The sequence below is a fragment of the Thalassotalea psychrophila genome (assembly GCF_031583595.1).
In the GTDB taxonomy this organism is placed as follows: Bacteria; Pseudomonadota; Gammaproteobacteria; order Enterobacterales; family Alteromonadaceae; genus Thalassotalea_A; species Thalassotalea_A psychrophila.
In genome coordinates this window covers 2382739-2406684 of the sequence record NZ_CP134145.1, presented here as the reverse complement: position 1 = coordinate 2406684, position 23946 = coordinate 2382739, and the positions used below count along the sequence as shown (strand labels likewise).

General features: G+C 37.3%; 17 protein-coding genes. 6 read left to right on the top strand and 11 right to left on the bottom strand.

The features are described from left to right. The 11 genes from RGQ13_RS09730 to RGQ13_RS09680 form a co-directional block, all read right to left on the bottom strand. Positions 1 to 1410, bottom strand: a complete 1410-nt coding sequence (locus RGQ13_RS09730; protein WP_348389567.1) for a wax ester/triacylglycerol synthase domain-containing protein — start codon at positions 1408 to 1410, stop codon at positions 1 to 3. 206 nt (positions 1411 to 1616) lie between these two features. Then, positions 1617 to 2081: a phasin family protein gene (locus tag RGQ13_RS09725; RefSeq protein ID WP_348389566.1), complete on the bottom strand. Its 465-nt coding sequence runs from the start codon at positions 2079 to 2081 to the stop codon at positions 1617 to 1619. A gap of 460 nt (positions 2082 to 2541) precedes the next feature. After that, positions 2542 to 3006: a phasin family protein gene (locus RGQ13_RS09720; RefSeq protein WP_348389565.1), complete on the bottom strand. Its 465-nt coding sequence runs from the start codon at positions 3004 to 3006 to the stop codon at positions 2542 to 2544. Positions 3007 to 3271: 265 nt separating this feature from the next. Further along, the gene (locus tag RGQ13_RS09715; protein ID WP_348393356.1) at positions 3272 to 4525 is read right to left on the bottom strand and encodes an iron-containing alcohol dehydrogenase; all 1254 of its coding nucleotides are present in this window, start codon (positions 4523 to 4525) and stop codon (positions 3272 to 3274) included. Positions 4526 to 4856: 331 nt separating this feature from the next. After that, positions 4857 to 6530, bottom strand: coding sequence for an acyl-CoA dehydrogenase family protein (locus RGQ13_RS09710; RefSeq protein WP_348393355.1), 1674 nt, complete (start codon positions 6528 to 6530; stop codon positions 4857 to 4859). Positions 6531 to 6733: 203 nt separating this feature from the next. Then, positions 6734 to 8302 (bottom strand): AMP-binding protein, encoded by a 1569-nt coding sequence (locus RGQ13_RS09705; protein ID WP_348393354.1) that lies wholly within the window; start codon positions 8300 to 8302, stop codon positions 6734 to 6736. A 26-nt stretch (positions 8303 to 8328) separates the two neighbouring features. After that, on the bottom strand, positions 8329 to 9744 hold the full coding sequence (locus RGQ13_RS09700; protein ID WP_348393353.1) for a coniferyl aldehyde dehydrogenase: 1416 nt from the start codon (positions 9742 to 9744) through the stop codon (positions 8329 to 8331). Between the two features lie 212 nt (positions 9745 to 9956). Then, a complete protein-coding gene (locus tag RGQ13_RS09695; RefSeq protein ID WP_348393352.1) occupies positions 9957 to 10979 on the bottom strand; it encodes an AraC family transcriptional regulator in 1023 nt (340 codons plus the stop codon). 286 nt (positions 10980 to 11265) lie between these two features. Next, a complete protein-coding gene (locus tag RGQ13_RS09690) occupies positions 11266 to 11994 on the bottom strand; it encodes an enoyl-CoA hydratase-related protein (RefSeq protein WP_348393351.1) in 729 nt (242 codons plus the stop codon). A gap of 16 nt (positions 11995 to 12010) precedes the next feature. Further along, positions 12011 to 14383: an efflux RND transporter permease subunit gene (locus RGQ13_RS09685; protein ID WP_348393350.1), complete on the bottom strand. Its 2373-nt coding sequence runs from the start codon at positions 14381 to 14383 to the stop codon at positions 12011 to 12013. Between the two features lie 9 nt (positions 14384 to 14392). Further along, entirely contained in the window at positions 14393 to 15523 is a 1131-nt protein-coding gene (locus RGQ13_RS09680) for a YCF48-related protein (RefSeq protein WP_348393349.1), read from the bottom strand. A gap of 332 nt (positions 15524 to 15855) precedes the next feature. Between RGQ13_RS09680 and RGQ13_RS09675 the strand changes: the two genes are divergently transcribed. The 6 genes from RGQ13_RS09675 to RGQ13_RS09650 all read left to right on the top strand — a co-directional run bounded on the left by RGQ13_RS09675 (position 15856) and on the right by RGQ13_RS09650 (position 23939). Beyond that, on the top strand, positions 15856 to 17718 hold the full coding sequence (locus RGQ13_RS09675; protein WP_348393348.1) for a DUF1302 domain-containing protein: 1863 nt from the start codon (positions 15856 to 15858) through the stop codon (positions 17716 to 17718). A gap of 9 nt (positions 17719 to 17727) precedes the next feature. Then, the gene (locus RGQ13_RS09670; RefSeq protein WP_348393347.1) at positions 17728 to 19089 is read left to right on the top strand and encodes a DUF1329 domain-containing protein; all 1362 of its coding nucleotides are present in this window, start codon (positions 17728 to 17730) and stop codon (positions 19087 to 19089) included. A gap of 335 nt (positions 19090 to 19424) precedes the next feature. Beyond that, positions 19425 to 20516, top strand: a complete 1092-nt coding sequence (locus RGQ13_RS09665) for an EAL domain-containing protein (RefSeq protein ID WP_348393346.1) — start codon at positions 19425 to 19427, stop codon at positions 20514 to 20516. 240 nt (positions 20517 to 20756) lie between these two features. Next, positions 20757 to 21404 (top strand): TetR/AcrR family transcriptional regulator, encoded by a 648-nt coding sequence (locus RGQ13_RS09660; RefSeq protein WP_348393345.1) that lies wholly within the window; start codon positions 20757 to 20759, stop codon positions 21402 to 21404. Positions 21405 to 21487: 83 nt separating this feature from the next. Next, entirely contained in the window at positions 21488 to 22966 is a 1479-nt protein-coding gene (locus RGQ13_RS09655) for a wax ester/triacylglycerol synthase domain-containing protein (protein ID WP_348393344.1), read from the top strand. 67 nt (positions 22967 to 23033) lie between these two features. Next, the gene (locus RGQ13_RS09650; protein WP_348393343.1) at positions 23034 to 23939 is read left to right on the top strand and encodes an alpha/beta hydrolase; all 906 of its coding nucleotides are present in this window, start codon (positions 23034 to 23036) and stop codon (positions 23937 to 23939) included. Positions 23940 to 23946: the final 7 nt, after the last annotated feature.

The window sequence follows — 23946 nt, the reverse complement described above, 5'->3', positions numbered from 1 at the left end:
TTATAAACCTGAGTTAAAAATATCAAAAAGTTCGTTAAAGCTTGCGTCAATACATTCGCTGTAAAATGATGGGTCGGGTAACATCTCTCGACATGAAGTAAAGGCTAGGTTAACTTTATCATCGGTATAACTCATCATATGGATTAAGCCTAAACCATTGGTAACTTGTGGAACTCCTGAAAAATACACCATTGGCGCATTAAAGAAACACATCGATTCATGATTAGAGCCCATGTCGATTAAAGCGGTATTGGCTAATGGATTACTTGCGGCTTTAGTTGTTTGGATACTGTGTAAGACATCATTTGCTTTTGACATTTTCTGAAAACCAGACAAATGCTCAGACAAAGGCGTAGATTCAATATTTTCTTCCGCACTAGTATCAAACATCGCCACGCTTTCCAATCGTGCTTTGGTATTTTCTGTTGAAGTAAATAAGTCATGAACGTAATAACTTAGATGCAAGTCAGTTGATTGCTGCTCTTTTTCAATACGAGGCATCAATATTTTCAAACTGTGGTTAGTCAGTTCTTTCTTGTCTTGTAAATATAGCTTTAGCGCACCACCGATGATAGTAACGAGCAAATCTTTAGTTGAAAATTGCGGATATTTATCTTTTAAACTTTGAAATTTATCCTGATTAAATGAGCAACTATCCCAGACCCTGAAACTTGAAATATCAGTGTTAAATCGTGTATACGGAACATCGTTCTTGCAGAACACTGCGTTGGAGAAAAATTTAACATTAGGTAGAATTGCAGAAACTAGGCCTCTGGTTAATTCAACCGATGTGCTTATCGGCTCCGCTAATGGACGGATCATTCGGTCAATATTCATTTTAAGCAGTGAATTTAACGGTGCTAATACACTAACAGGCTCAACCGTCCGGTTAATTTCTGCTCTTACGTCATCTTCATTTAAAGCATCATGTATTGCCCAAATCAGACCTTGCTTTTCACTTGCACTCATTAATTCATGATGAATTTTACATACTAAAGCAAAATGACCAGAGCCTGGAAAAGGTACATCATTTAATCCCTCAATAACATTTATTTCCCACAAAGGGCGCGTTTCATCAATAGGACGGGCATGCATTCTCGCCACTAAAATACAAAATTGCCTCCAATCACCCGGTTGAGGTAAAGCAACATGTCGTATATGGAACTCGGGATCAAATGTGTCATCTACTAACCAATCTTTTGAGCCGAATGGGATTAGCGAATTACTTTGAACTTGATGATATTTGGGATAGAGCCTTAGCCTAGCGCTAATGCGGTTTAAGATTTGTTTAAAACGAACAGGACCAGCTGTTAAGTCCTTTTGATCGTAAATAGTTACAAAGGTATCTACACGATTGTTTTCGGAACCTAAATTAAGTAGGGGTAAATCAGAAAAATTAACAAGTGCCATTTTTATTCCTTAAAGATGAAAATTGCAATAGCGACACCATCGATAAAGTCATAAAATGAATAACGGATAATTAATAGAAAACTTTTCCAAACTATGAAAATTACTACGACGAAGCATTTTTATTATTTTAATAACGATATTTTAAAAATACCGTTATTAAAATAATAAAGCTGCCGTAAACTACGGCAGCTTAATTTTTCAATAAATTATTTAGAACTTGCAGCAGTTTTAATTAATTTATTTGGTACTTCAATAAGTTGCTCTGAAGTGTTCTTTAATAGCTCAACAGTTGGTTTAGCAATTGATTCAACTGAATTTAAAACAGAATCTTCAACAGCACCACCTAGTACTTCAGCAGGGTTACCTACACGGTCAAATGCTTCGCTAACACGAGCAGATGTTTTGTCAGAAGTAGTGTCTAAAACTTCTAGAGCGCGTTCTTCAACTTTACCAGTTTGCTCGATTACTTGTTCAACGAAACGGTTAGCTTCTTCACGTGTACTTGTTAATGCACCAGCACCTGCTTGAATTACAGAGCGGTTGTAATCGATACCTTTTTTAACGATATCTTGGCTAGTTGAAAGTACAGTGTTAACGATTTCTTTGTTAGCGTTTAATACTTGACGACCAATTGCAGTTAATTCGTTTGTTTTGAAAAAATCTAAAATCATAATATTTACCTTTATATTTAATATTTATTTATATTTGCACCCTTAAAAATGTTGGTTGATAACATCAGTAGGTATGCATGTCTTAAGCGTTGAGTGAATAATAGAGATAATAATTAGAGTAAAGTAACTAAACAGTTTGTTTATTTGAAAACATTTAACAAAATGAAATTGTTTCAGTTAAATCATGTTTATTAGGCGGAGGAATAATGTGAACTCAGATGTAAAATTATGCTTTATGGCATAAATGACTACGCTCATATCAAGTTCATTAGGTAATTGGCAATGAATTAGCCTATTCCCTCATTTCGAGATGTGACTTAATCCTGTTCTAGAGATTTTGATTATTTATGATTTGATAATAATCCCGACTGGGATATTAGAACTGTTTTCAGAGAAGAGAATTTATTACTTTAAAACAAAAAAACTGCCGTATTGTACGGCAGTTTATATTTTCAATAAATTACTTAGAACTTGCAGCAGTTTTAATTAATTTATTTGGTACTTCAATAAGTTGCTCTGAAGTGTTCTTTAATAACTCAACAGTTGGTTTAGCAATTGATTCTACTGAATTCAATACAGAATCTTCAACAGCGCCACCTAAAACTTCAGCAGGGTTACCAACACGGTCAAATGCTTCGCTAACACGTGCAGATGTTTTGTCAGATGAAGTGTCTAAAACTTCTAGAGCGCGCTCTTCAACTTTACCTGTTTGTTCAATTACTTGTTCAACGAAACGGTTAGCTTCTTCACGAGAGCTAGTTAGTGCACCAGCACCAGCTTGAATTACAGAGCGGTTGTAATCGATACCTTTTTTAACGATATCTTGGCTAGTTGAAAGTACAGTGTTAACGATTTCTTTGTTTGCATTTAATACTTGACGACCAATTGCAGTTAATTCGTTTGTTTTGAAAAAGTCTAAAATCATAATAATTTCCTTAATATTCTATTTTAATTTACGTTAATAACAATGTTGGTTGGGGAACAACATTTGTAATGCGTTCTAAAGCATTGAGTGAATATTAAAGTTAATAGTTAGAGTAAAGTAACTAAACGATTAATTAAAAATAATTAAATACATAAGATGATTGCATAAGTGGTCAGAAACGAAAAACCAGACCTCAAAGGGTCTGGTTTTACTATCAGGGACATATTCAATTGTGCAATTTACTGAGAAAAATAAAACTCAACAATTAACCCATTATACTTCTCATAATTTCTTCACATTGCTTTTGATTCATTTGTTTAGGAACTGGGTAAGCACCAAATGCTTCTTTAACTGCCCTATCAGCTAATACTACAACATCATCTTCTTTTAACTCTGGAAAGTTTGTTTGAATATTTAATAGTTTATTAAGCGCTTTAACACCGTTAACAAATTTAGTCGCGGCATCCCTTTTAGTATCACTTTCAGTCGCTAAACCTGCTGCAATCGCCAATTCTGCATACTGCTCAAATACTTCATCAAAAGAGAATTCCAACACATGCGGTAGAATAACAGCGTTAGCCAAACCGTGAGGTATGTGATAAAAACCGCCTAACTGGTGAGCGATGGCATGAACATAGCCAATAGAAGCACGAGTGAAGGCAACACCGGCTTTGTAACTGGCAACTGACATCTCACGTCTTGCTTCTATATCGCTGCCATCAGCATATGCTTTTGGCAAATATTTAAAAATGCGTTTTACCGCCTCTAATCCATATTCACGAGTTAATTCAGTTGCATGTTTACCAATGTATGACTCAACAGCATGCGTTAAGGCATCGATGCCTGTTTCAGCAGTAATTTTAGCTGGTAAACCGAGCATTAATGCAGGATCGATAATTGCAACATTTGGTACCAATTTTGGATCGACAATCGTTAACTTTTTACGCGCTACAGGGTCGGTAACAACTGCTACTACCGTAGCTTCTGAACCCGTACCTGCTGTGGTAGGAATAGCAATAAGTGGCGGTAATTCTTTACGAACTCGCATTGTACCGGCTAATTTTTGTGGCGCTTTATTTTTAACGACAGAAGCACCTATGGTTTTAGCACAATCCATTGGTGAACCTCCTCCTAGTGCGATGATACTGTCACAACCAGAATTTTTATAAACTAAAATCCCTTCATTAATTAACGGGATAGTTGGATCTGGAGTTACACGATCAAATAAAACATAAGGCATACCTTCAGCATCCAATGCATCGGTTAAATGCTTTGCAATGCCAAGTTTAACCAGCATCCCATCAGTTACGATTAACGGTTTACTACCTCCTAATTGCTTCAAAACAGTCGTTGTGGTCGTAACCTTCCCCTCACCTTCTATTAATGTAGGCATTGGGATATTCAAAACTTTATTAGCTTGTTTACGAATTTTTATAATAGTTGTATGTAACATTGTAATACCTTTAAGTGTTAACGGTAATTTAACTTTCTTTAAATGAGCATAAGTGAATATACGCATAAACTATTCCCTCTATCCGCCAATATAATCTCATTTCATGCCAATACAGTGCTTATGTAACATTTGCTAGTAGAGACCCTATCCTAAAACTTATTTTACAGGATTATTATTGTCATCTGTATTGTTCCCTATCTCTACTACATCATGGTCAGACAGTTCGACTACGGATTTTTTATCACCCAAAAGTTGTTTTGCCAGGCATAATTTATTTATCGGGCAACTATTGCAACCAGCAACAGCTGCAAGAGGACATAATATCATTTCTTTTTCCTTATTTTTTTATCTAAAATCAACTAGGTTTTTTCTTCGTTTCGTAGCACAGCCATGCGATTTATAACAATGGTGTGGCACGTTCAATAATTGCCTTACAATCAGTACCTGTTGGTAACTCACCATATACTGAGCCAGTATTGTTTTGGGAATAACGTGATGCGCAAAAACCTTCCGTGATAGCTGAGTTCCCATGCCTTAACAAAAGTCCTCCCTGCAGAGCCAAGGCCATTTTTCCAGCAATACTTCTTGCTCGATATTCCAAATTTGCTTGGTCTTTAAATTCGTTATAAAGGTTATTTACATACTTATCGAATCTTGATTCCATACTTTGACTCTTTTCTAACTCAGTCATAAAAGCATCGATGCTATCTTTATTTTTATTTGCAGCTCTAAGCATGTCCAAACACTGAACATTACCACTGCCCTCCCAAATAGAGTTGATCGGCGCTTCTCGATACAACCGTGGCATTATGCAGTCTTCCATAACACCACTGCCACCAATACATTCCATAGCTTCATAGGCGTGTTCAGGAGTCCGCTTACATATCCAATATTTACCAACAGCGGTGCCAATACGCATAAGTAATCGTTCAAACTCTTTATCTTGATTATCGAGCGAATTAGCCATACGCATTGTCATAGTTAGCGAAGCCTCCTGCTCAATAATTAAATCGGCCAACACATTTTGCATTAATGGTTGTTTATTTAATTTTGCGCCAAATACTTCTCGCTGAGCACAATGATGAGTAACTTGCGCTACAGCCTGACGCATTCCTGCACTAGAGCCGATCATGCAATCAAATCGAGTCATAGCCACCATATCTAAAATAGTTGCAACCCCACGACCTTCTTTACCTATTAACCATCCTAATGCTCCGCGCAATTCAGTTTCAGAAGAAGCGTTAGAGACGTTACCCATTTTATTTTTTAACCGTTGGATCTGTATAGGGTTTTTACTACCATCAGGACGCCAACGTGGTACCAAAAAGCAGGATATGCCGCCCTGTGTTTGTGCAAGAACTATAAAAGCATCGCACATTGGCGCTGAAACAAAATATTTGTGCCCAACTAACTCATAGGCTTTATCCATGCAGGAAGATTCAACGGGTTCAGCCCAAGTGCTGTTACTGCGCACATCAGAGCCGCCTTGCTTCTCTGTCATCGCCATGCCGATGGTCAACCCCATCTTGTTTTGATGATTTGTATTACGCTTATCGTAAATTGGGGCCAGAATCTTATTACCCCATTGCTTATAAAGATCTGATTGGTGTTTCAAAGTAGGTATTGCAGCAGACGTCATGGTAATTGGGCAGCCATGACCTGCTTCAACTTGGCACATCATAAAGTATTTTGCCGCACGTGCAGAATGAGCACCAACACGCTTGTTAGTCCAGTGGCTAGAGTGTAATCCATTCTCAATGGATAGCTTCATCAATTGATGATAAGCCGGGTGGTAGCGAATTTCATCTACCCGATCACCACAACGGTTGTGGGAAAAAAATTCAGGTTTGTTTTGGTTCGCCAAAAAGCCTAGCTCTAAGACGTCCTTTGTGCCAAGCAAACTGCCAAACTTACGAATATCTTTAACGGCCCAGTCGATCGGCTCACGAGAAACAGCTTCTTTAAGAGCTGCATCTGTGTCAAATAAATTATAATCTTCGAGTGGCTTGGGCTGGTTAGAAACGTCATGTGTTTCTGGCCAGTACTTTGTAGATGCGGTAAAGTTGGTCATGTACATCCCTTTCTAGATTCATTTATTAGTACAATTTCACTGTAAATAAAGATAATTTTTATAGAGTTTTAAAACGCGCAACTAATATTTCTATACTGTCAAAATAAACGAATACCTCATTAGATAAATAGAGGTATTCGATATTTATAAGTTTGTAGCAAATATTTTAGGCCTAGTTTAAAAGCATACTTTTGAGTTATACCCTAAGCGGTTTTACGCAGTTCTCGGCGTAAAATCTTTCCGACAGTAGATTTTGGTAATTCGTCCATGAATACGACTTTGCGAGGTACTTTGTATGCTGTTAACAGAGACTTACAGTGTTGTGTGATCTCAGTTTCACAGACTTGTTCAGTCAAAGTGATATAAGCACAAACTTTTTCCCCCGTTTTGTCATCTTCTTCACCGATCACCGCTGCTTCCAATACTTTTGGGTGTGTGGTTAATACATCTTCAATTTCATTTGGGTAAACGTTAAACCCCGATACGATGATCATATCCTTTAAACGGTCAACGATTTTAATTTCACCATTTTCAAGTCGAACGCCAACATCACCGGTTTTAAAGAAGCCATCTTTGGTTAATACTTTTGCAGTTTCCTCCGCCATATTCCAGTAGCCACTCATTACCTGCGGGCCGCGAGCAACAATTTGCCCTTGCTCTGCTACTTGATCGTTTTCATCCCAAAGCTGGATCTCAGTAGCATCTACAGGCTTACCAACACTGCCTAACACTTCTTTTCCTGGCTCATTCAAGCATAAAACTGGTGACGTTTCCGATAAACCATACCCCTCTGAAATAGAACATCCAGTAACTTCTTTCCACACATTTACAGCAGATGAGGTAAGCGCAGTACCACCTGAAACAGTTAGCTTTAACGTTGAAAAATCTAACGTTTTAAATTCAGGGTTATGACATAAGCCAACAAACAAGGTATTAATGCCAGATATACCAGTAAATTTAAAAGGCTTCATTGCCTCAACAAATGCGTTTAAATCTCTAGGGTTTGGAATTAATACATTCAAATTTCCTCTGTTAAATAACATCATTAAATTTATGGTGAATGCGTATATATGATACAGAGGTAAAGGCGCGATAAATATTTCTTGCTGCTCTTGGCAGCTTGCACCCAATCTGGAGAATGTTTGAACAGCATTGCTCATTAAGTTTTCATGACTTAAACAGGCCCCTTTAGATACACCTGTAGTGCCGCCGGTATACTGTAAAACACACGTATCTTTAATAGAGTTAGCAGTTCTTGGTGCCAATTCTGTTAACTCAGTATTATTAACAATTTGATTAAAACTAAAACAACCTGATGGCGCTACCTCTAAATTCTTGGTTAGTAAATCAGTGGCTGCAGTAGTGATCACATATTCAATATCAGTTTTAGCTTTTACGTCATTTAATTTTGGCAATAAATCTTGCAATAAAATGATGGCTTTTGCGCCAGAATCCTTAAATTGATGCTGCATTTCCCTTGTTGTGTAAAGCGGATTGGTATTTACAATAACCAAACCTGCACGTATCGCAGCATATGCGGCTATCGGGTACTGATTGATATTAGGAAGTTGTATAACTATCCTATCACCCACGTGTAAATTAGGTTGCTGTTGTAACCAAACCGCTAGTGCTTTTGATTTTGCGTCTATGTCGGCATAAGTTAGCGTTTGTCCAAAACATGAGTAGGCAGGTTTATCGGCAAATTTAACCAGGCTATGTTCAATTAAATCAGCAATGTTGCTAAATTGATGTTGAATGTGGGTATCAGTCATTTTTAACTCTCTTATTAGTTTTATTATTAGCGAATAAACAGCTTGTAAACAAGGTTATGGATAAAGGTTCCGTACGGAGGAAACAGCATAGGGGTAAAACTGATTTTCCCACGAGATAGGATCGATTTCGCATGTGAGAACGTCTTAAAGCCTTCTTCACCATGATAGCTACCCATTCCTGAAGGCCCAACGCCGCCAAACGGTAAATCATCAACAGCAACATGAAATGCTGCGTCATTGATGCACACACCACCGGCATGGGTTTGTTTGATTATTTGTTGTTGAAGTTTTTTATCAAAGCTGTATATGTACAATGCTAGAGGGCGATCTCGATCGTTTACATATGATATCGCTTGTTCAATCGTGTCATATTCAATGATTGGTAAGATTGGGCCAAAGATTTCTTCCTGCATTACCGTCATATCATTTGAAATATTAGTGATCAACGTTAACGGCAATTGTCTGCTCTTTTGACACTCAGGGTTAATTGCAAGTTCTCTAACACTTGCGCCTTTAGCTTTAGCATCAGCTATTAAATTGATTAACCTGTTATATTGACCATCATTTACGACACTGGTGTAATCATTGTTTTCATTTATTCCTGGGAACATCTTATTGAAAGAATTTGCTAATTCATCACTTAATTCTTGTACTTTACCCTTAGGACATAAAATATAATCCGGAGCAACGCAAGTTTGTCCTGAATTTAAAGTTTTCCCTAAAATTAAACGTTCTACTGCAGTTTTAATACTCATCTTTTTATCAATGATAGCCGGAGATTTCCCTCCCAGCTCTAAAGTAACTGGCACCAGGTTTTCGGCTGCAGCTTTCATCACCAACTTACCTACGGCAGTTGAGCCAGTAAAAAATATATGATCAAAAGTTAAACTTGAAAAAACGCTGGCAACTTCTGCTTCTCCGCCAACAACACTAACTTCGTCTTCATCAAAATGACTAGTAACCAATTTTGTCAACAAAGCAGTCGTATTTGGCGTAAATTCTGACATTTTGATAATGGCGCGGTTACCCGCAGCAAGTGCTGCAGCCAAAGGGCCTAGCGCTAAAAATACAGGATAATTCCATGGTACCAAAATACCCACAACACCTAATGGTTGATATTCTACTCTGGCTTTGGCTGGTTGAAATAAAACGCTTACGTGGCGTTTTTCTGGTTTCATCCAACGTTTTAGGTTACTGATATTGTAATTAATCCCTGAAACCGATGTCAGGATGTCACCAATTTTGGAATCATCAGCAGAACGATTACCAAAATCTTTATTTAATGCTTCAATAAACTGTTGCTGATTATCCAACAATAAGGACTTTAACTTGTTCAAGTTATTTAATCGCTTACGATAGTCGGGAAAAGGTGATTTGTTAAAAGCCGCTTTTTGGCTTTTAAATAACTGCTTTAAATGATCAATTTGAGTTGCGGTATCCATAAATTTCCTTAACAAGATAGAACTTGAATCACCGCAAACGTTATTGCATGAAAGTGACAGTTGACTATCAATTAGATATTAATAATTAATATCAATATTATGAAATTATGAACCTTGGGTATGATATTTACCCGCCAAATCTTTATCTTTAGTTTTTCTTAAAGATTAGTGTTTTATATTAAGTTTACGAGGTAAGTTAATAACCTTAGGCATCAGCAATGTGAATTGCGGTACTCACCAGGCGTACAATTTGTCCAACGTTTAAACGCTCGATTAAAATTACCTACCGTTGAAAAGCCAAGCAAATAACCAATTTCACTAAACATTAAATGTTGTTGGGTAATATAATCTAGCGCCAACTTTTTCCGGGTTTGTTCAAGAATTTCACGAAAACTGGTGTTTTTTTCATGCAATTGTCGTTGTAAAGATCGTAAACTCATACCTATATTTGCAGCAATGTCGGTTTGTGAAGGTGTACCCAGGTCTAACAATTCATGAATATTATTTTTAACCTGCTGAACAATATCGCTTTTATCCAAGCGAGTAATATATTCATCCAACATCTTTTCATGGTGCTGAGTCAGCAACGGGTTACCACCAATAAGCTTAGAATTAACAGTACTGGCATCAAATTCAAAAACAATATATGGGCTGTCAAAATGTATCTCACAATTGAAAAACGTGTTGAGATAATCAAGATTGCCTTTAGGTTTAGGCCAGTTCAGATAAAGAGCTTGTGGGTTGAACTCTGAGTTGAGCGCTTCGCGACAAAATGAAACTAGAGTGGCAGCAAAACAGATGATGCATTCATGATTGAGGATTGGTCGTTTGCTGTCTTCATATTGCTTGACGTCCATTTGCATCTTAACCGTAGAAAGATCTTGAGTAACATGTAATTCGCAGGTATTGGATACGACCTTTTTATAGCGTGCAATTCGAAGTAACGCATCTTTTAACGTACTCGATGACATCATTGAATAGCCAAGCGCATGAAACATGCCTGGGTGGAAATTTTTTGCTATGCCTATCGCAAAGTCATGCTTATTAGTTTTTTGATTACAGTAATCAATGATCAAGGCTATTTTTTCTGCCGACAACCGTGATTCATGATCTCTAAAGTCGTCTTTCTTGATAGCGCAATGCTCAAGCACTTGATTAAAGTCCAATCCATAATCTTCTGTTGCCCTAGAAATAGGGATCATCCAACCATGAAAAATTGAAAAATAATCGCTCATCAATAAATAGCCCTTTAAAAAATTAAAACGTACGGTGATTAAATTATAGGATCAAATACTACAAGAAGATGCAATTAAATAACAAGTGATTAACCCGTTCAATGCAATTAATATTGTTTCAGCTTTGTTTCAGCTTTGTTTCAGCTTTGTTTAGCTTTGTTTAGCTTGATTAAGCAGTATTGATTGCACCATAGAATTAACGTTCAAGTTTACAGTACATTTTTATCAAACATACTGCAAACCTGAAAATAGAGTTTTCAATGAGCCAATGTGTATAAATCTTAGTTTATTTACCTGCCAATATTGACTGACAATGCTTACCATTAACCAAGCGGACAAACTCTTTGGCCTCATTATCAAGTACTTCAGCAAGTAATTTTGTTGTAGATTGCCTTATTAATTTTCTACTGGTTTGTACAGCATCAGCAGGAAGGTTTGCAATGGTTCTAGCAACAGATTCTGCTTTTTCAATAAGCTCATTAGACTGACAGACTTGATTGACTAAACCATATTCTAACGCTTGTTCTGCACTGAACAGTTCTCCTAATACGGCCAATTCAAATGCTTTATTGGCCCCAACCTTCGCTGGTAATAACAAACTTGAACCAGCTTCTAAGCAGAGTCCCAACTTGGTAAAAGGTAAGGCAAATTTACAATTACTCGCTGCAATAATCATATCGCAATGCAATAACATAGTGGTGCCAATACCAATAGCTGGACCGGCAACAGCCGCAACAATAGGTTTGCGAACATTAGCTAAAGCTTTAATAAAATCCAACGCTGGTAAATCTTCTTTTGCAGTTGACACAAAGTCAGCTAGATCATTACCAGCACAAAAACAATTTTCATCACCTTTTATCAATATGCAATGAATATTATCTTGCTCATTTGCGTAATTAAAGTGATTAGTTAGCTGATTATACATAGCAGCGCTTAATGCATTTTTTTTATCAAGACGATTCAAGGTAATAGTGTAAACACCATGATTTTCTTCTATCAATATATGCTGATTCATAATTTGTACCTATCGGTTAAGCGACATTTTTTAATTTAGGTTCATTTGGCAATTTAACTGGTATTTTTTGCTTATTTTCAACTTTGAATAACCACGCCAATGCTGGAATTAATATTAGCGCGCCAAGCATATTAAAGATAAACATAAAGGTTAATAGTAGCCCCATATCTGCCTGAAATTTAATTGGTGAAAACACCCAAGTGGCAACACCTACGGCTAAAGTGATACCAGTAAAGGCAACTGCTTTACCCGTTTGCGATAACGCATAGGTGTATGTGGTATATAGGTTTTCGCCTCTAGCTAAGGCTTCTTTGACCTTAGAATAAATATAAATACCGTAGTCGATACCTATGCCAACGCCTAGTGCGATTACCGGCAATGTAGCAACCTTAACGCCTATGCCAAGTACGGCCATTAAGCCTTGGCTTAATACGGAGGTTAAGATCAACGGCAGAATAATACACAATACTGTGCGTAAAGATCTGAACGTGATAGCACACAAAACAATTACAACAGAATAGACCCAAATTAACATTTCAGTTTGCGATTTTTCAATAACAATATTGGTTGCCGCTTCTATTCCGGCGTTACCAGCAGCCAGGGTAAACTTTACGCCTTGGTCGCCATATTGTTGTTCAAAAGCCTTAACACCAGCAACCACACCTTGCAACGTTTCTGCTTTGTGATCATTTAAATAAATTAACACAGGTGCCATAGAGCAAGACGCATTGATAAGACCAGCAGGTACTTTGGCCAATGAAGAATTAATCACATACTGGTTTCGATTTAAGCCAAACCATTTTAACGAACCTTCGTTCATACCAAAAGAGCCAAACTTACTCACATCAACAACAGATTTAACGTCTTGAACACCAGGAATATTTCGGATGTTCCATTGGAAATTATCGATCAATGATAATGTTTTATAGGTTATACATTGGTTGTCTGCTGTTTCAGCCATCACAACGAATATGTCAGTACTGGTACTGTAATTATCAACCAAATAAGCGTTATCTAAGTTGTAGCGTGAATCTGGACGTAATTCTGGAGCGCCTGCGTCCAAGTCACCTATTTTCATTTGTTGCGAGTAAAATAATCCTACTACTAAAATAACTAAAGCCGAAACTAACGCTACTTTGGCATGCTTAGGCGTAGCAAATTTTGAAAACCATTTAACGACTTTTACGTCATCAACGTCACTTTCATCTAAGTGTTTCACTGCTGATTTAGCAACACCAACATAGCTCATTAATATAGGTAACAAAATAAGGTTGGTAACAATTATAATGGCAACACCAATACTTGCAGCGATGGCCAGTTCTTGAATTACTTCAATGTCAATGACCATTAATGTGGTAAAACCTATTGCATCACTAACTAATGCAGTAAGGCCTGCCGCGTACAAACCTTTAAAAGCTAAACGCGCAGCATCAAATTTACTCGCCCCTTTTTGCGCTTCATGAAGTATCGCATTGATGATTTGTACACCATGACTAACGCCTATGGCAAAGACTAGAAATGGTACTAGCATTGAGTAAGGATTAATGCCGTAACCTAACAGATTTAACACACCTAATTGACAAACCACGGCAAATACCGACGTAAGCATAACTAGCATTGTACTTTTGATACAACGACAATATAGATATAACATTATTGCGGTAATGATTAAGGCCAGAAGGAAAAAGATCCCAACTTGCACTGCTCCATCGATTAAATCTCCAACAATTTTGGCAAAACCAACAACTCGAATGGTAATGTTATCCGTTTGATATTTGCTGCGAATTCGCTGCTCAATATTGGTCGACAGCTCTCGGTAATCAAGCTTTTCGCCAGTTTCTGGGTTGATATCTTGTAATGGTGCAATAATTAATGCTGATCTAAAGTTATTACCAACCAAGGTACCAACTTGACCTGATTTGAGTACATTAGTTTTTAACAAAACAAGATCTGAATCAGTACCTTTAAAATCATCTGGAATTACTGTGCCGCCAATAAAGCCTTCTTCAGTAACTTCGGCCCAGCGTACATTAGGAGTCCAAATAGACTTTAGCCCTGTTCGGTCAACCCCCGGCATAAAGAATACTTCATCAGAAATTTGTTTTAACGCTTCCTGAAAATCGGCATTAAAAATATTTTCATCTGAAGTTTCAACAACAATACGTATACTATTACCTAAACTGGCAAGCTCTTGTCGATACTTTAAAAAATTACTGATGTATTCTTGATCACTGGGGATCATTTTGGTGAAACTGGCTTCTGGTTTTACTTGCACCGCTTGAAAACACAAAATAACTAACATGATAGAAAATATTGCTAGAAATAAAGGTCGAGCGTTAAAAACGAACCTTTCGATTAAGGACATTTGATTATCTTGAATTTGTGACATGATGTTCTCCTACAACTCTGCTTGCCAAACGACAACGCCGTTTTGACCAACCAAAGTAAGAATATTTTTATTAATTATCACATCGGAGAATATGTCGCCTGATGGATGTTTAACGCTTTTATAACTAGCATCTTCGGCTGAAACTTTAACAATGCTACCGGCGTGCCCAACCAGCCATACACTACCATCAACGTCTAATGTACTTCCTAGTAACGTTGATTGATTATCAATTTGAAGGTGCTGCCAACTATCACCGTTATCGACTGAAAACACCATATTGCCTTTTAATCCATAAGCGACAATAAAATTATTAAATACTTCACCACCAAAAAAGGTTCCTTCATAAGGAACCATTAATTTTTCGAACGACACTCCATTATCAAGTGAACGGTAAATACCTCCAGCCTCGCCAAAGATAAATATTGAATCTTTAGATTTTTTTATGCTGTTGAAATGAAAGTTTTCTGGATTAACAACTCGATCATTTACCAAAGTCCAACTGCTTGCTCCATCCTCTGTTAGCAATAAAGCATTGTACGCTCCTACAGCAAATGCTTTTTTATCACCAAAAGTAACAACATCAAGTAAGGGTGACGTTGGGCCCGAGTCAATCTCTGCATCAAGGTCCTCCAATGCAAATTCTAATTCTTCGAGTTGCATCGTTAACTCATCAATTGCATCTTCGTTAGACTCTTCTTGAATTTGCTTTTGTAGATGCACTATATTGCTTTCAATATTGAGCTTTTTAGCCGCAATTAACTGGTAACCATTAAACACAACCTGCCAATCATTATCGGTAGTTTTTGCTAATATCAGCCCTTCGTGCCCAACAGCAATTAATTTTTCATCTGAAAATTTACTTATCGCCGTAATCGTCTGATTAACAGGAAAGCTTTGTTGTGACCATTCATGTTTGGCTAGTGAAGAATCTATTACCAGGCCATGTTCGCCAGCGGCTATTACTGAGTTTTGATTTTTTAAAATCGCTAGCAACAGACTTTTTGATGCTAAAGGTGTTTGGATAGCAGCGTGATAATCTACTTGATGATTAGTAGGCTTTTCGGTTGCCAGAGCAGACGATGCTAGTGCAGGAATTAACATCATCCCCATCAGCGTGCTAATAATTTTGGTGTTGTACATAGCTTTTACTTCTAGTTTATTTCGATCCTATTATTGTTACCTAGAGCGTAATAACTTAACTTCTCTTAAACCGCCAAAAAACTATCCTAAACAGTTATAAAAATTAAACCACTTCACTTTCAATGAGTTATTAATAATCGCGAACTGTTTCAGGTTCAGTTTTGAAAAAATAAACAAGATATGCAACATACGACATTTAAAGATGTAAATTTGGCGCATTCGGCTTATTCATTTTCTTGTTAACCCCTTAAATTGTTTAACCAGAAATCCAACAACAAAAAATAAAATATTCAAAGTTGGGTAAAACAAAATACTCTAGGGAGAGTTTAAACATGCAAAATGTAATAAAGAAGTGTGCATTAGCAACAGCAATTACAGTAGGACTATGTGCAAATTCAGTTCATGCAACCAGTTTTTATTTTGGTGAAAATGATGATATTGAACTGCACGTTAACAATAAAATAAGTATCGGTATCAGTAAACGCATGGAAAAACGTGATAATGATTTCGTTTACCAGGGCAATGGCGGTAATGCATTCAGCTCAACAACAGATGATGGCAACTTAAACTATGATGATGGCGATACCGTATCGCAAATTATTAAAGGTCTAACCGAAGTAGAGTTAACTCGCGACAATATTGGCGCAGTGCTTAAAGTTAAATACTGGTATGACTATCAGTTAAAAGATAAAGAAGTTAACCATGGTCACATCAATAATGGCCTGGTTCCTGACAGCAAATTAAATGACGATGGCTTTGATGATTTTGCCAAATTTTCAGGCATAGAGTTACTCGACGCTTACGTATGGGGCCAGTTTGACTTGGGCGAGATGCCGATTGATGTTCGCCTCGGTCGTCAAGTACTAAGCTGGGGTGAGAGCACATTTATTCAAGGTGGTTTAAGTTCAATTAATCCATTTGACGTAAGTGCATTTCGACGTCCGGGTGCCGAGTTAAAAGAAGGTCTGTTACCGGTTGGTATGGTTTACATGAACTTAGGCATGACCGACAACTTAAGTCTTGAAGCATTTTATCAATATGAATGGGAAAAAACCCAAATTGATGGTTGTGGTACATTCTTTTCAAATAACGATTTTGCTGGAACAGGCTGTAACGGCATAACAGTTGGTCCTTTTGATGATGAAACAGCTTATCAAGTTGGCTTAGTGGCCCCTCGTTATACAGATGTAAAACCTGAAGATGACGGCCAATACGGTGTAGCATTGCGTTATGTGGCCCCAGAGCTAAACGATACAGAGTTTGGTTTGTATTATTTCAATATTCACTCTCGCTTGCCATTGATCAATGCTCAGCGTAGTGCCACAAATAGCATTGCTCCGGGTGCACCAGTGTTTGTACCAGAATCAATGGACCCAACCGGCGGTGCACTTTCGGCACTAAATCCTGGTTATATGGCAGTATTCCCTGAAGATTTAGAATACTTTGGCGCAACATTTGCGACTAATTTAGGTGGCGTTGCACTTTCAGGTGAGGTTAGCTACAAGCCTGACACGCCAGTGCAAATCAGTGGTCCAGAAGTATTGAATGCCGCGTTATCTGAAAACCCATTATTTGCGTTCACACCAGAAATGACCAGTGCAGAGTACGGTGAATCGGTTGATGGTTGGAATGAATTTGACGTAACACAAGTTCAAATGACTGCAATTAAGTTTATCGACCAAATATTAGGTGCTTCACGTGTAACCCTTATTGCCGAAGCAGGTGTCGTGTTAACCGATAATATTGAAGAAGAAATCATTGGTTATGGTCGACCTTCAGGGTTTGGTTTAGGAGATCAGTACGTAGACACTTTACATGCAGTAATTCCACCATTAGCGGGCATGAGCTGCGCTGATACCTATGAGGCAGCTGGCATTGGCGGCGACTGTAGCTCCGACGGCTTCACTACAGATACTGCCTGGGGCTATCGAATTCGTGCTGTTTTTGATTATCCAAATGTATTCGCTGGCGTTAGTTTAAAACCAACAATTGCCTGGTCACATGATGTATCTGGTTATGCTCCTGAGCCAGCTGCAGCTTTTGTAGAAGATCGTAAATCATTAGGCCTATCTGTAAATGCTTTATACAAGTCAATTTACAGCTTAGATATTGGTTACACCGTAAACACCGGTGGTGATTACAATTTAAATAGCGACAAAGACTTTATGTCTGCGAGCTTTAGCGTAAGTTTTTAAGGAACTATTATGAAAAATAAATTCACAAGTGCAAGTATTTTGCTACTTTCTCTTTTTGCCAGTCAATCAATGGCAAAAGTGTCTGTTGAACAAGCGGCAAAGTTAGGCAAAGAATTAACGCCTATGGGCGCAGTACAAAAAGCCAATAGCGATGGTTCAATTCCAGCATGGACTGGCGGTTTAAACTCTAAGGGTAACTTGAAAAGCAAAGACTCTGGCAGACCAGAACATCCGTTTCCTAGTGAGAAACCATTATTCACCATTACCAATGAAAATGTTGAGCAATACAAGGAAAACTTATCGGCAGGTCAAGTAGCGTTATTTAAAAAGCATCCTACTTTTAAAATGCCGATATATAAATCGCACCGTACAGCAGCTATGCCACAAAAGGTTTACGACAGCATAAAACTAAATGCGACTACAGCTGAATTAGTATCGGGTGGTAATGGCTTAACTAATTTTGACACGAGTATTCCATTTGCAATTCCATCAAACGGTATTGAAGTTGTTTGGAATCATCTTACTCGCTACCGAGGTGGTGCAGCCAAGCGTTATAACACAGCAATACCAGTACAAAAAGATGGTTCATTTGTGCCGATTGTTGCCAACGATACCTTAGTATGGCCAGAATTTTTAGTTGGTGGACGTGATGAGAAAAAAGATGACAATATATTGTTCTATTTCTTACAACAATTTACTGCTCCTTCAATTTACACTGGTACCGCATTAATGGTTCATGACACCATTGATCAAGTGAAAGATGCTCGTCGTGCTTGGATGTATAACAGTGGTCAGCGTCGTGTACGTCGTGCGCCAAATGTAGCCTACGACGGGCCAGCCACTGGTATCGAAGGGTTACGCGTAACTGACGATTATGATATGTATAATGGCTCACCAGACCGCTACGAGTGGAAACTAGTTGGCAAAAAAGAAATGTATATTCCATATAACAGTTATTCATTATTAAACACTGAATTATCTTATGATGACATTGTTGATCAAGGTCACATGAATCCCGATGTTCTTCGCTATGAACTTCACCGTGTTTGGCAAGTTGAAGCCACTTTAAAAGAAGGTGAGCGTCATATTTATGCGAAACGAGTGTTCCATTTTGATGAAGATACATGGCAAGCATCTGTTATTGACAAATATGATGGTCGGGGCGAATTATGGCGTGTAGCAGAAGCTCATCCAATTCAATTCTATGATGTTGATGCTAGCTGGTTAGCAACAGAAGTAAATTTCGATTTAGATTCTGGCCGTTATGTTGTAACCGGTCTAGCAAACGAAGAACCTAAATTCATGGAATGGGGAATTAAAGTAAAACGTAAACAATTCACCACTTCAGCTCTTCGTCGTATGGGTCGATAAAAGTTAAAAATCGAATTTAAAACCAACGTAGAAGCGGCAAAAAACCAAGCAACTTAAAATATGTCAGTAAGTGCTGATAATAATTTTTGCTGCTTGGTAAAGAACACGTTTAAGGGAATTAATTGCCCTATCCCCAAGCCCTTTCGAGGGCTTTTTTTATTTCAAATATTCCTGCTATTTCAATGTAGGGGTAATTGACCTCAATAATAAACATACAAACCCTCGCTAAGGTTTATTGTTTATCATATATTCTGCTTCATTCCTTGATTTTAGCTAAATAAGTGATTTACTTAACATTGTCGTCGATAAAGCCACAATGGAATAGTGATAATAAAATGAGCGATACATCTTCTCAAACAATAAAAATTCATGAAAAATTTATTGAAATGCATTTAGATGCTGATGCTTCATTAGAATCTATAGAGGTGCATGTAGATAAAATATGCTCGTTTGTAGAGAAACTGTCGCATGTTAATTTACTCATTGTTTTAAATTCAAAAAATTCAGACGATGTAGACATAGACCCGTTATTTCATCTGCTCTTAACGAAAAACACCGAACTTATCAGAATCGGGGTTTACTTAAAAGTTGCAATTTTAACACCCGTTATAAGCCAACATAAACATGTAAATTCAGCGACTAATTTCTTCCTTTTTTCAGAACTAGAACCTGCTTTAACGTGGCTTCAAAGTGAAACAGCACTAGATAATGTAACCGCGTTTTTTCAGCCTATTGTATCTCTCATAAACGCCGACATTGTCGGTTACGAAACCCTAGCGAGAAATTTTAAAAATGGAAAACTACTGCCAACAATAAATTGGTTACCTTTTATCATTAATGAACCAAATGGTTCAAATCGTTTAACTCAAAAAATTATAGAAATAGCGGCTGAACAAGAAAAATTTTTACTAGAAAATCAATTCATAACGGTTAACTTTGAAGTGGCAGATATAAAATCTAAAAATATTATCCGCATGCTGGAAAAGTATAAAAACACTACATTTTTAAACAAACTCATTATTGAAATTAGTGAAAAAGGAGAATTGATCCTAAACAGTGAAGAGATCAGCAATATTCTTAATTCAATTGATTTCAAATATGCCTTAGATGACTTAGGCGTCGGCTATTCAAGACTTGTGAGTATTATTGACTTTTCTCCTGTCATCATAAAAATAGATAAAAAACTAATTGAACGTATCCATGAAGAAAAAGTGTCTACATTTTTATCAACATTTTCCAACTGGTCTATAGGCGCTAACTGTACATTGTTGGCGGAAGGAATAGAATCAAGAGAAATAGCAATATTATGTAGAAAAGCTGGTATTTTATATGGACAAGGTTTTTACTTTGCCAAACCCTCAGCGACTTTAATTCGCTCAATATCTAGCAATATTGTAAACGAGTTTACTAATCACGCTGACCTCTAAAAGAGAGTGTATTCTTCCATCGTTAAAACACATGTATCAACCCTAAGCACTTCGTTAGTTAACACTGTCACTTTCACACTTAATATTGCGTTCTATTCCAGGCATAGCAGTCTATTCATCGCCAAAAACTAATGGTGTCAGGAACATTAATTGGCGGTTCAAGAAAACAGAACTGAAGGTTAGCTGAGTATAATTTAGTCATTGTAAATAATCTGTAAATGAAGACAAAGGCTCATCAGTTTGAAAACTAAAGATAGGATATTACTGGCAAGCCTAGATGCTTTCTCAGAAGAAGGTATAGGTCAGATCTCAACGAACCATATTGCCGACATTTTGGATATAAGCCCAGGAAACCTTTACTACCACTTTAAAAGTAAAGGTGAGATTATCATTGCTCTATACGATTGCTTTAAAAATGATTTTTCCGCATTTGTAGAGTCCAGCGAACGCCACATTAAAAGCCCACAAGAAATTTGGTTGATTTTAAATTTAACATTTCAATTAATGTCTAAATATCGTTTCATTTTTCGAGATGCCAGTTTCGCAATTAATCGCTACCCTGAGCTAAACAGACCATTTAATCAACTATTAAAAGCCACTCGTCTGGCTATAGACAACTTTTGCAAATACCTGCAAAAACAAGGATTAGTGCAGTTAAATTCACAACAATCAGCTCTGCTTTCAACAAGTATTCATTTAACACTAACTCAATGGTTTGATTATGCTTACATCTATATAAACAAGCAAAAGTCAATCAGCAAAAATTCAGATTTAAATCAATCCAGTGACAAGCTAGTTGATCTTGGCGTATCGCAAACAATCAGCTTGATACAACCGTATATGGCAGAGCAAATGCGCTCATATTTTGATGAAATATTAACCGCCTAATGCACAACACTCTAATCGAAAATCAAGATTATTCATTTAAGAATAACAAAACGAAAATTAATTTAATTAACAGGGAGGCCATAATGCCAAGACAATTACACAGTGTAGATAGATTATTTCTTGATATCGAAAACGCAGAAACCAGCGCAGGTATAACAGCGGTTTATTTTTACGATCCTAGTGGGTTACCTAATGGTACCTTCTCACTCGATTTAATCGTTGAATATCTTGATCAAATTATGAAAACCATACCGGTCATGTGTGGCAAACTTTACCGTACACCGTTAGATTTAGACAATCCATATTTGGTTGAGCAACAAGATTTTCATGCCAGGGATCATATTAAGCATTACCAAATGCAAAATTCAACCTGCATGAAAGAACTTTCAAAAGTTACCAATCAATACCAATACGCAAAAATTGATACTGAACGACCGTTATGGGATGCCCAAATTGTTAGTGGTATTAATATTAAAACATTGCCTAAAAATGCATTTGCAATAGCGATAAAATTACATCATGCCATTGCAGATGGGATGACTGCGATGGATTTGACAGCAAAAATCCATGGTTTAAAACCCTTAGGGGAGCCAGTTGTCTTACCAAAACCAGAAGTTATTGAAGTCGGCGGCTTATTCGGCATGGCAACACGAATTATTTCAAGCAACCTTAACCAATCAATAAAAATGCTACAACCATTAACCAAAGTTGGGCCACAACTTGGTGTGAAGCTGATGAGTCATGCAGTAGATTCAATCACCGATCGATTATCTGCACCACAACCTACTCGGTTTGCAAAGCCAATTTCGCAAGATAGAGTCTGGGGATATACCGGTTTTGAACTAAGCAAACTAAAGAAAATGCAAAAGGTATTACCGTCTTGCACGCTTAATGATTTGGCTTGTAGCATCATAAGTGGTGGTATTAGAGAATATCTAGAATATAAAAACGAAACACCTCAAGACTATATCAAAGCTTTAGCGCCGCAAAGTACTCGAACTCAGCAACAACAATCTGACGCAGGTAATGAAGTGAATATCATGTCCCTTGAGATCCCAATCCATATTGCCGATCCTTTAGAAGCTTTAGTTGCGGTAAATAAGTCGTCGACAAATAAAAAAAATGACCAAAAGAAAATTGGCCCTGAAAATGTGTCAGAGTTGGCCAAAAGTTTACCACCTGCATTACTGAGTTATTTATCATTGCTATCAGGTAAAAGCACCATAGCCAATTTAGTGCCTAATGCACTTGGCAATATAATCATCAGTAATGTACCTGGTCCTCAAATGCAGATGAATATGTTGGGCGCTAAAATGACCAACTTTACCGGTATAGCCCCGATTATGGATGGCATTGGCGCTTTCTTTGCTGTTGTTAGTTACAACGGAACATTAAATATTTCAGTGTCATCATGCGCGGAAATAATTGAAGAGCCTAAATACTTTATTGATTGTTTAAACAGAAGTTATGAACGTTTAGAAGCCGCCATAGAGAATTTATATCAACCTTATCTTGCTCAACAAAATAATGAACAAGCAACGCTGACTACCAGCAACAGTTAATCTATAGGTAAATTAAGAAGAATGTTAATAATTAAGGTTCATCTTATTAATAATTAAGGAAATTAACTTGAGCGTACAAAATTATTTATTGAAGAAATTTCTTCGTCATTGCTACAAGCCTAAATTCACACCAGAATTAACCTTGGCTGCGGCACGACAAGAACTTGATACTGTGATCAATAATTATATGCCAACGCCCTGTAATTCGTTGCAAGTGGAAACGCAAGTTGTTTCTGGCGTTAATTGTGAACGTATTAAACATAATACAAAGCGATTAAATGGCACTTTTTTGTACGTTCATGGCGGTTGTTTCGCCATGGGCTCAGCGTTGAGTCATCGTGGTGTAACTTGCGAAATAGCCAAAGAACAATTATTCGACATGGTTGTTCCTAATTATCGATTAGCACCAGAGCACTCCAATTCAGCAGCGGTAGAAGATTTACTCAATGTTTGGATTGAACTTATAAATAATCCAAATACGATTAAACCAATTGTATTAGGTGGTGATCAAGCCGGTGCTTATTTAGCATTACAGTTGATGTTGCAACTTAAACAATTAAGCACCCCCCTACCCGACGCATTTATAGGCATATCTGGACTTTATGATTTAAGTCTTACATCAGCATCGCTACTCAGTAATCAAGAGCTAGATTGTGTAAATCAATTAAATGTATTTGAACGTGGTATAAATTTATTTTTAGCTACTGATGCTGATCAAGAAGCTCTGATTGACCCATTAAATACATCACTGGAACATTTACCCCCGGTATTATTGCAAGTAGCAAATGATGAAATGCTAGCCGATGATTCCAGGCGCCTGGCAGAAACGCTGGTGAAACATAATGTTGAGGTAATTCTTGAAGTTTGGTCTGATGTTCCAAGTTGTTGGCACATCGCAGCAGTGGGCCTGCCAGAAGGTCGTGTAGCGATCAAAAAGATCGGAAAATTTATTAAAAAACATTGTCACCGTTAGGAATCTA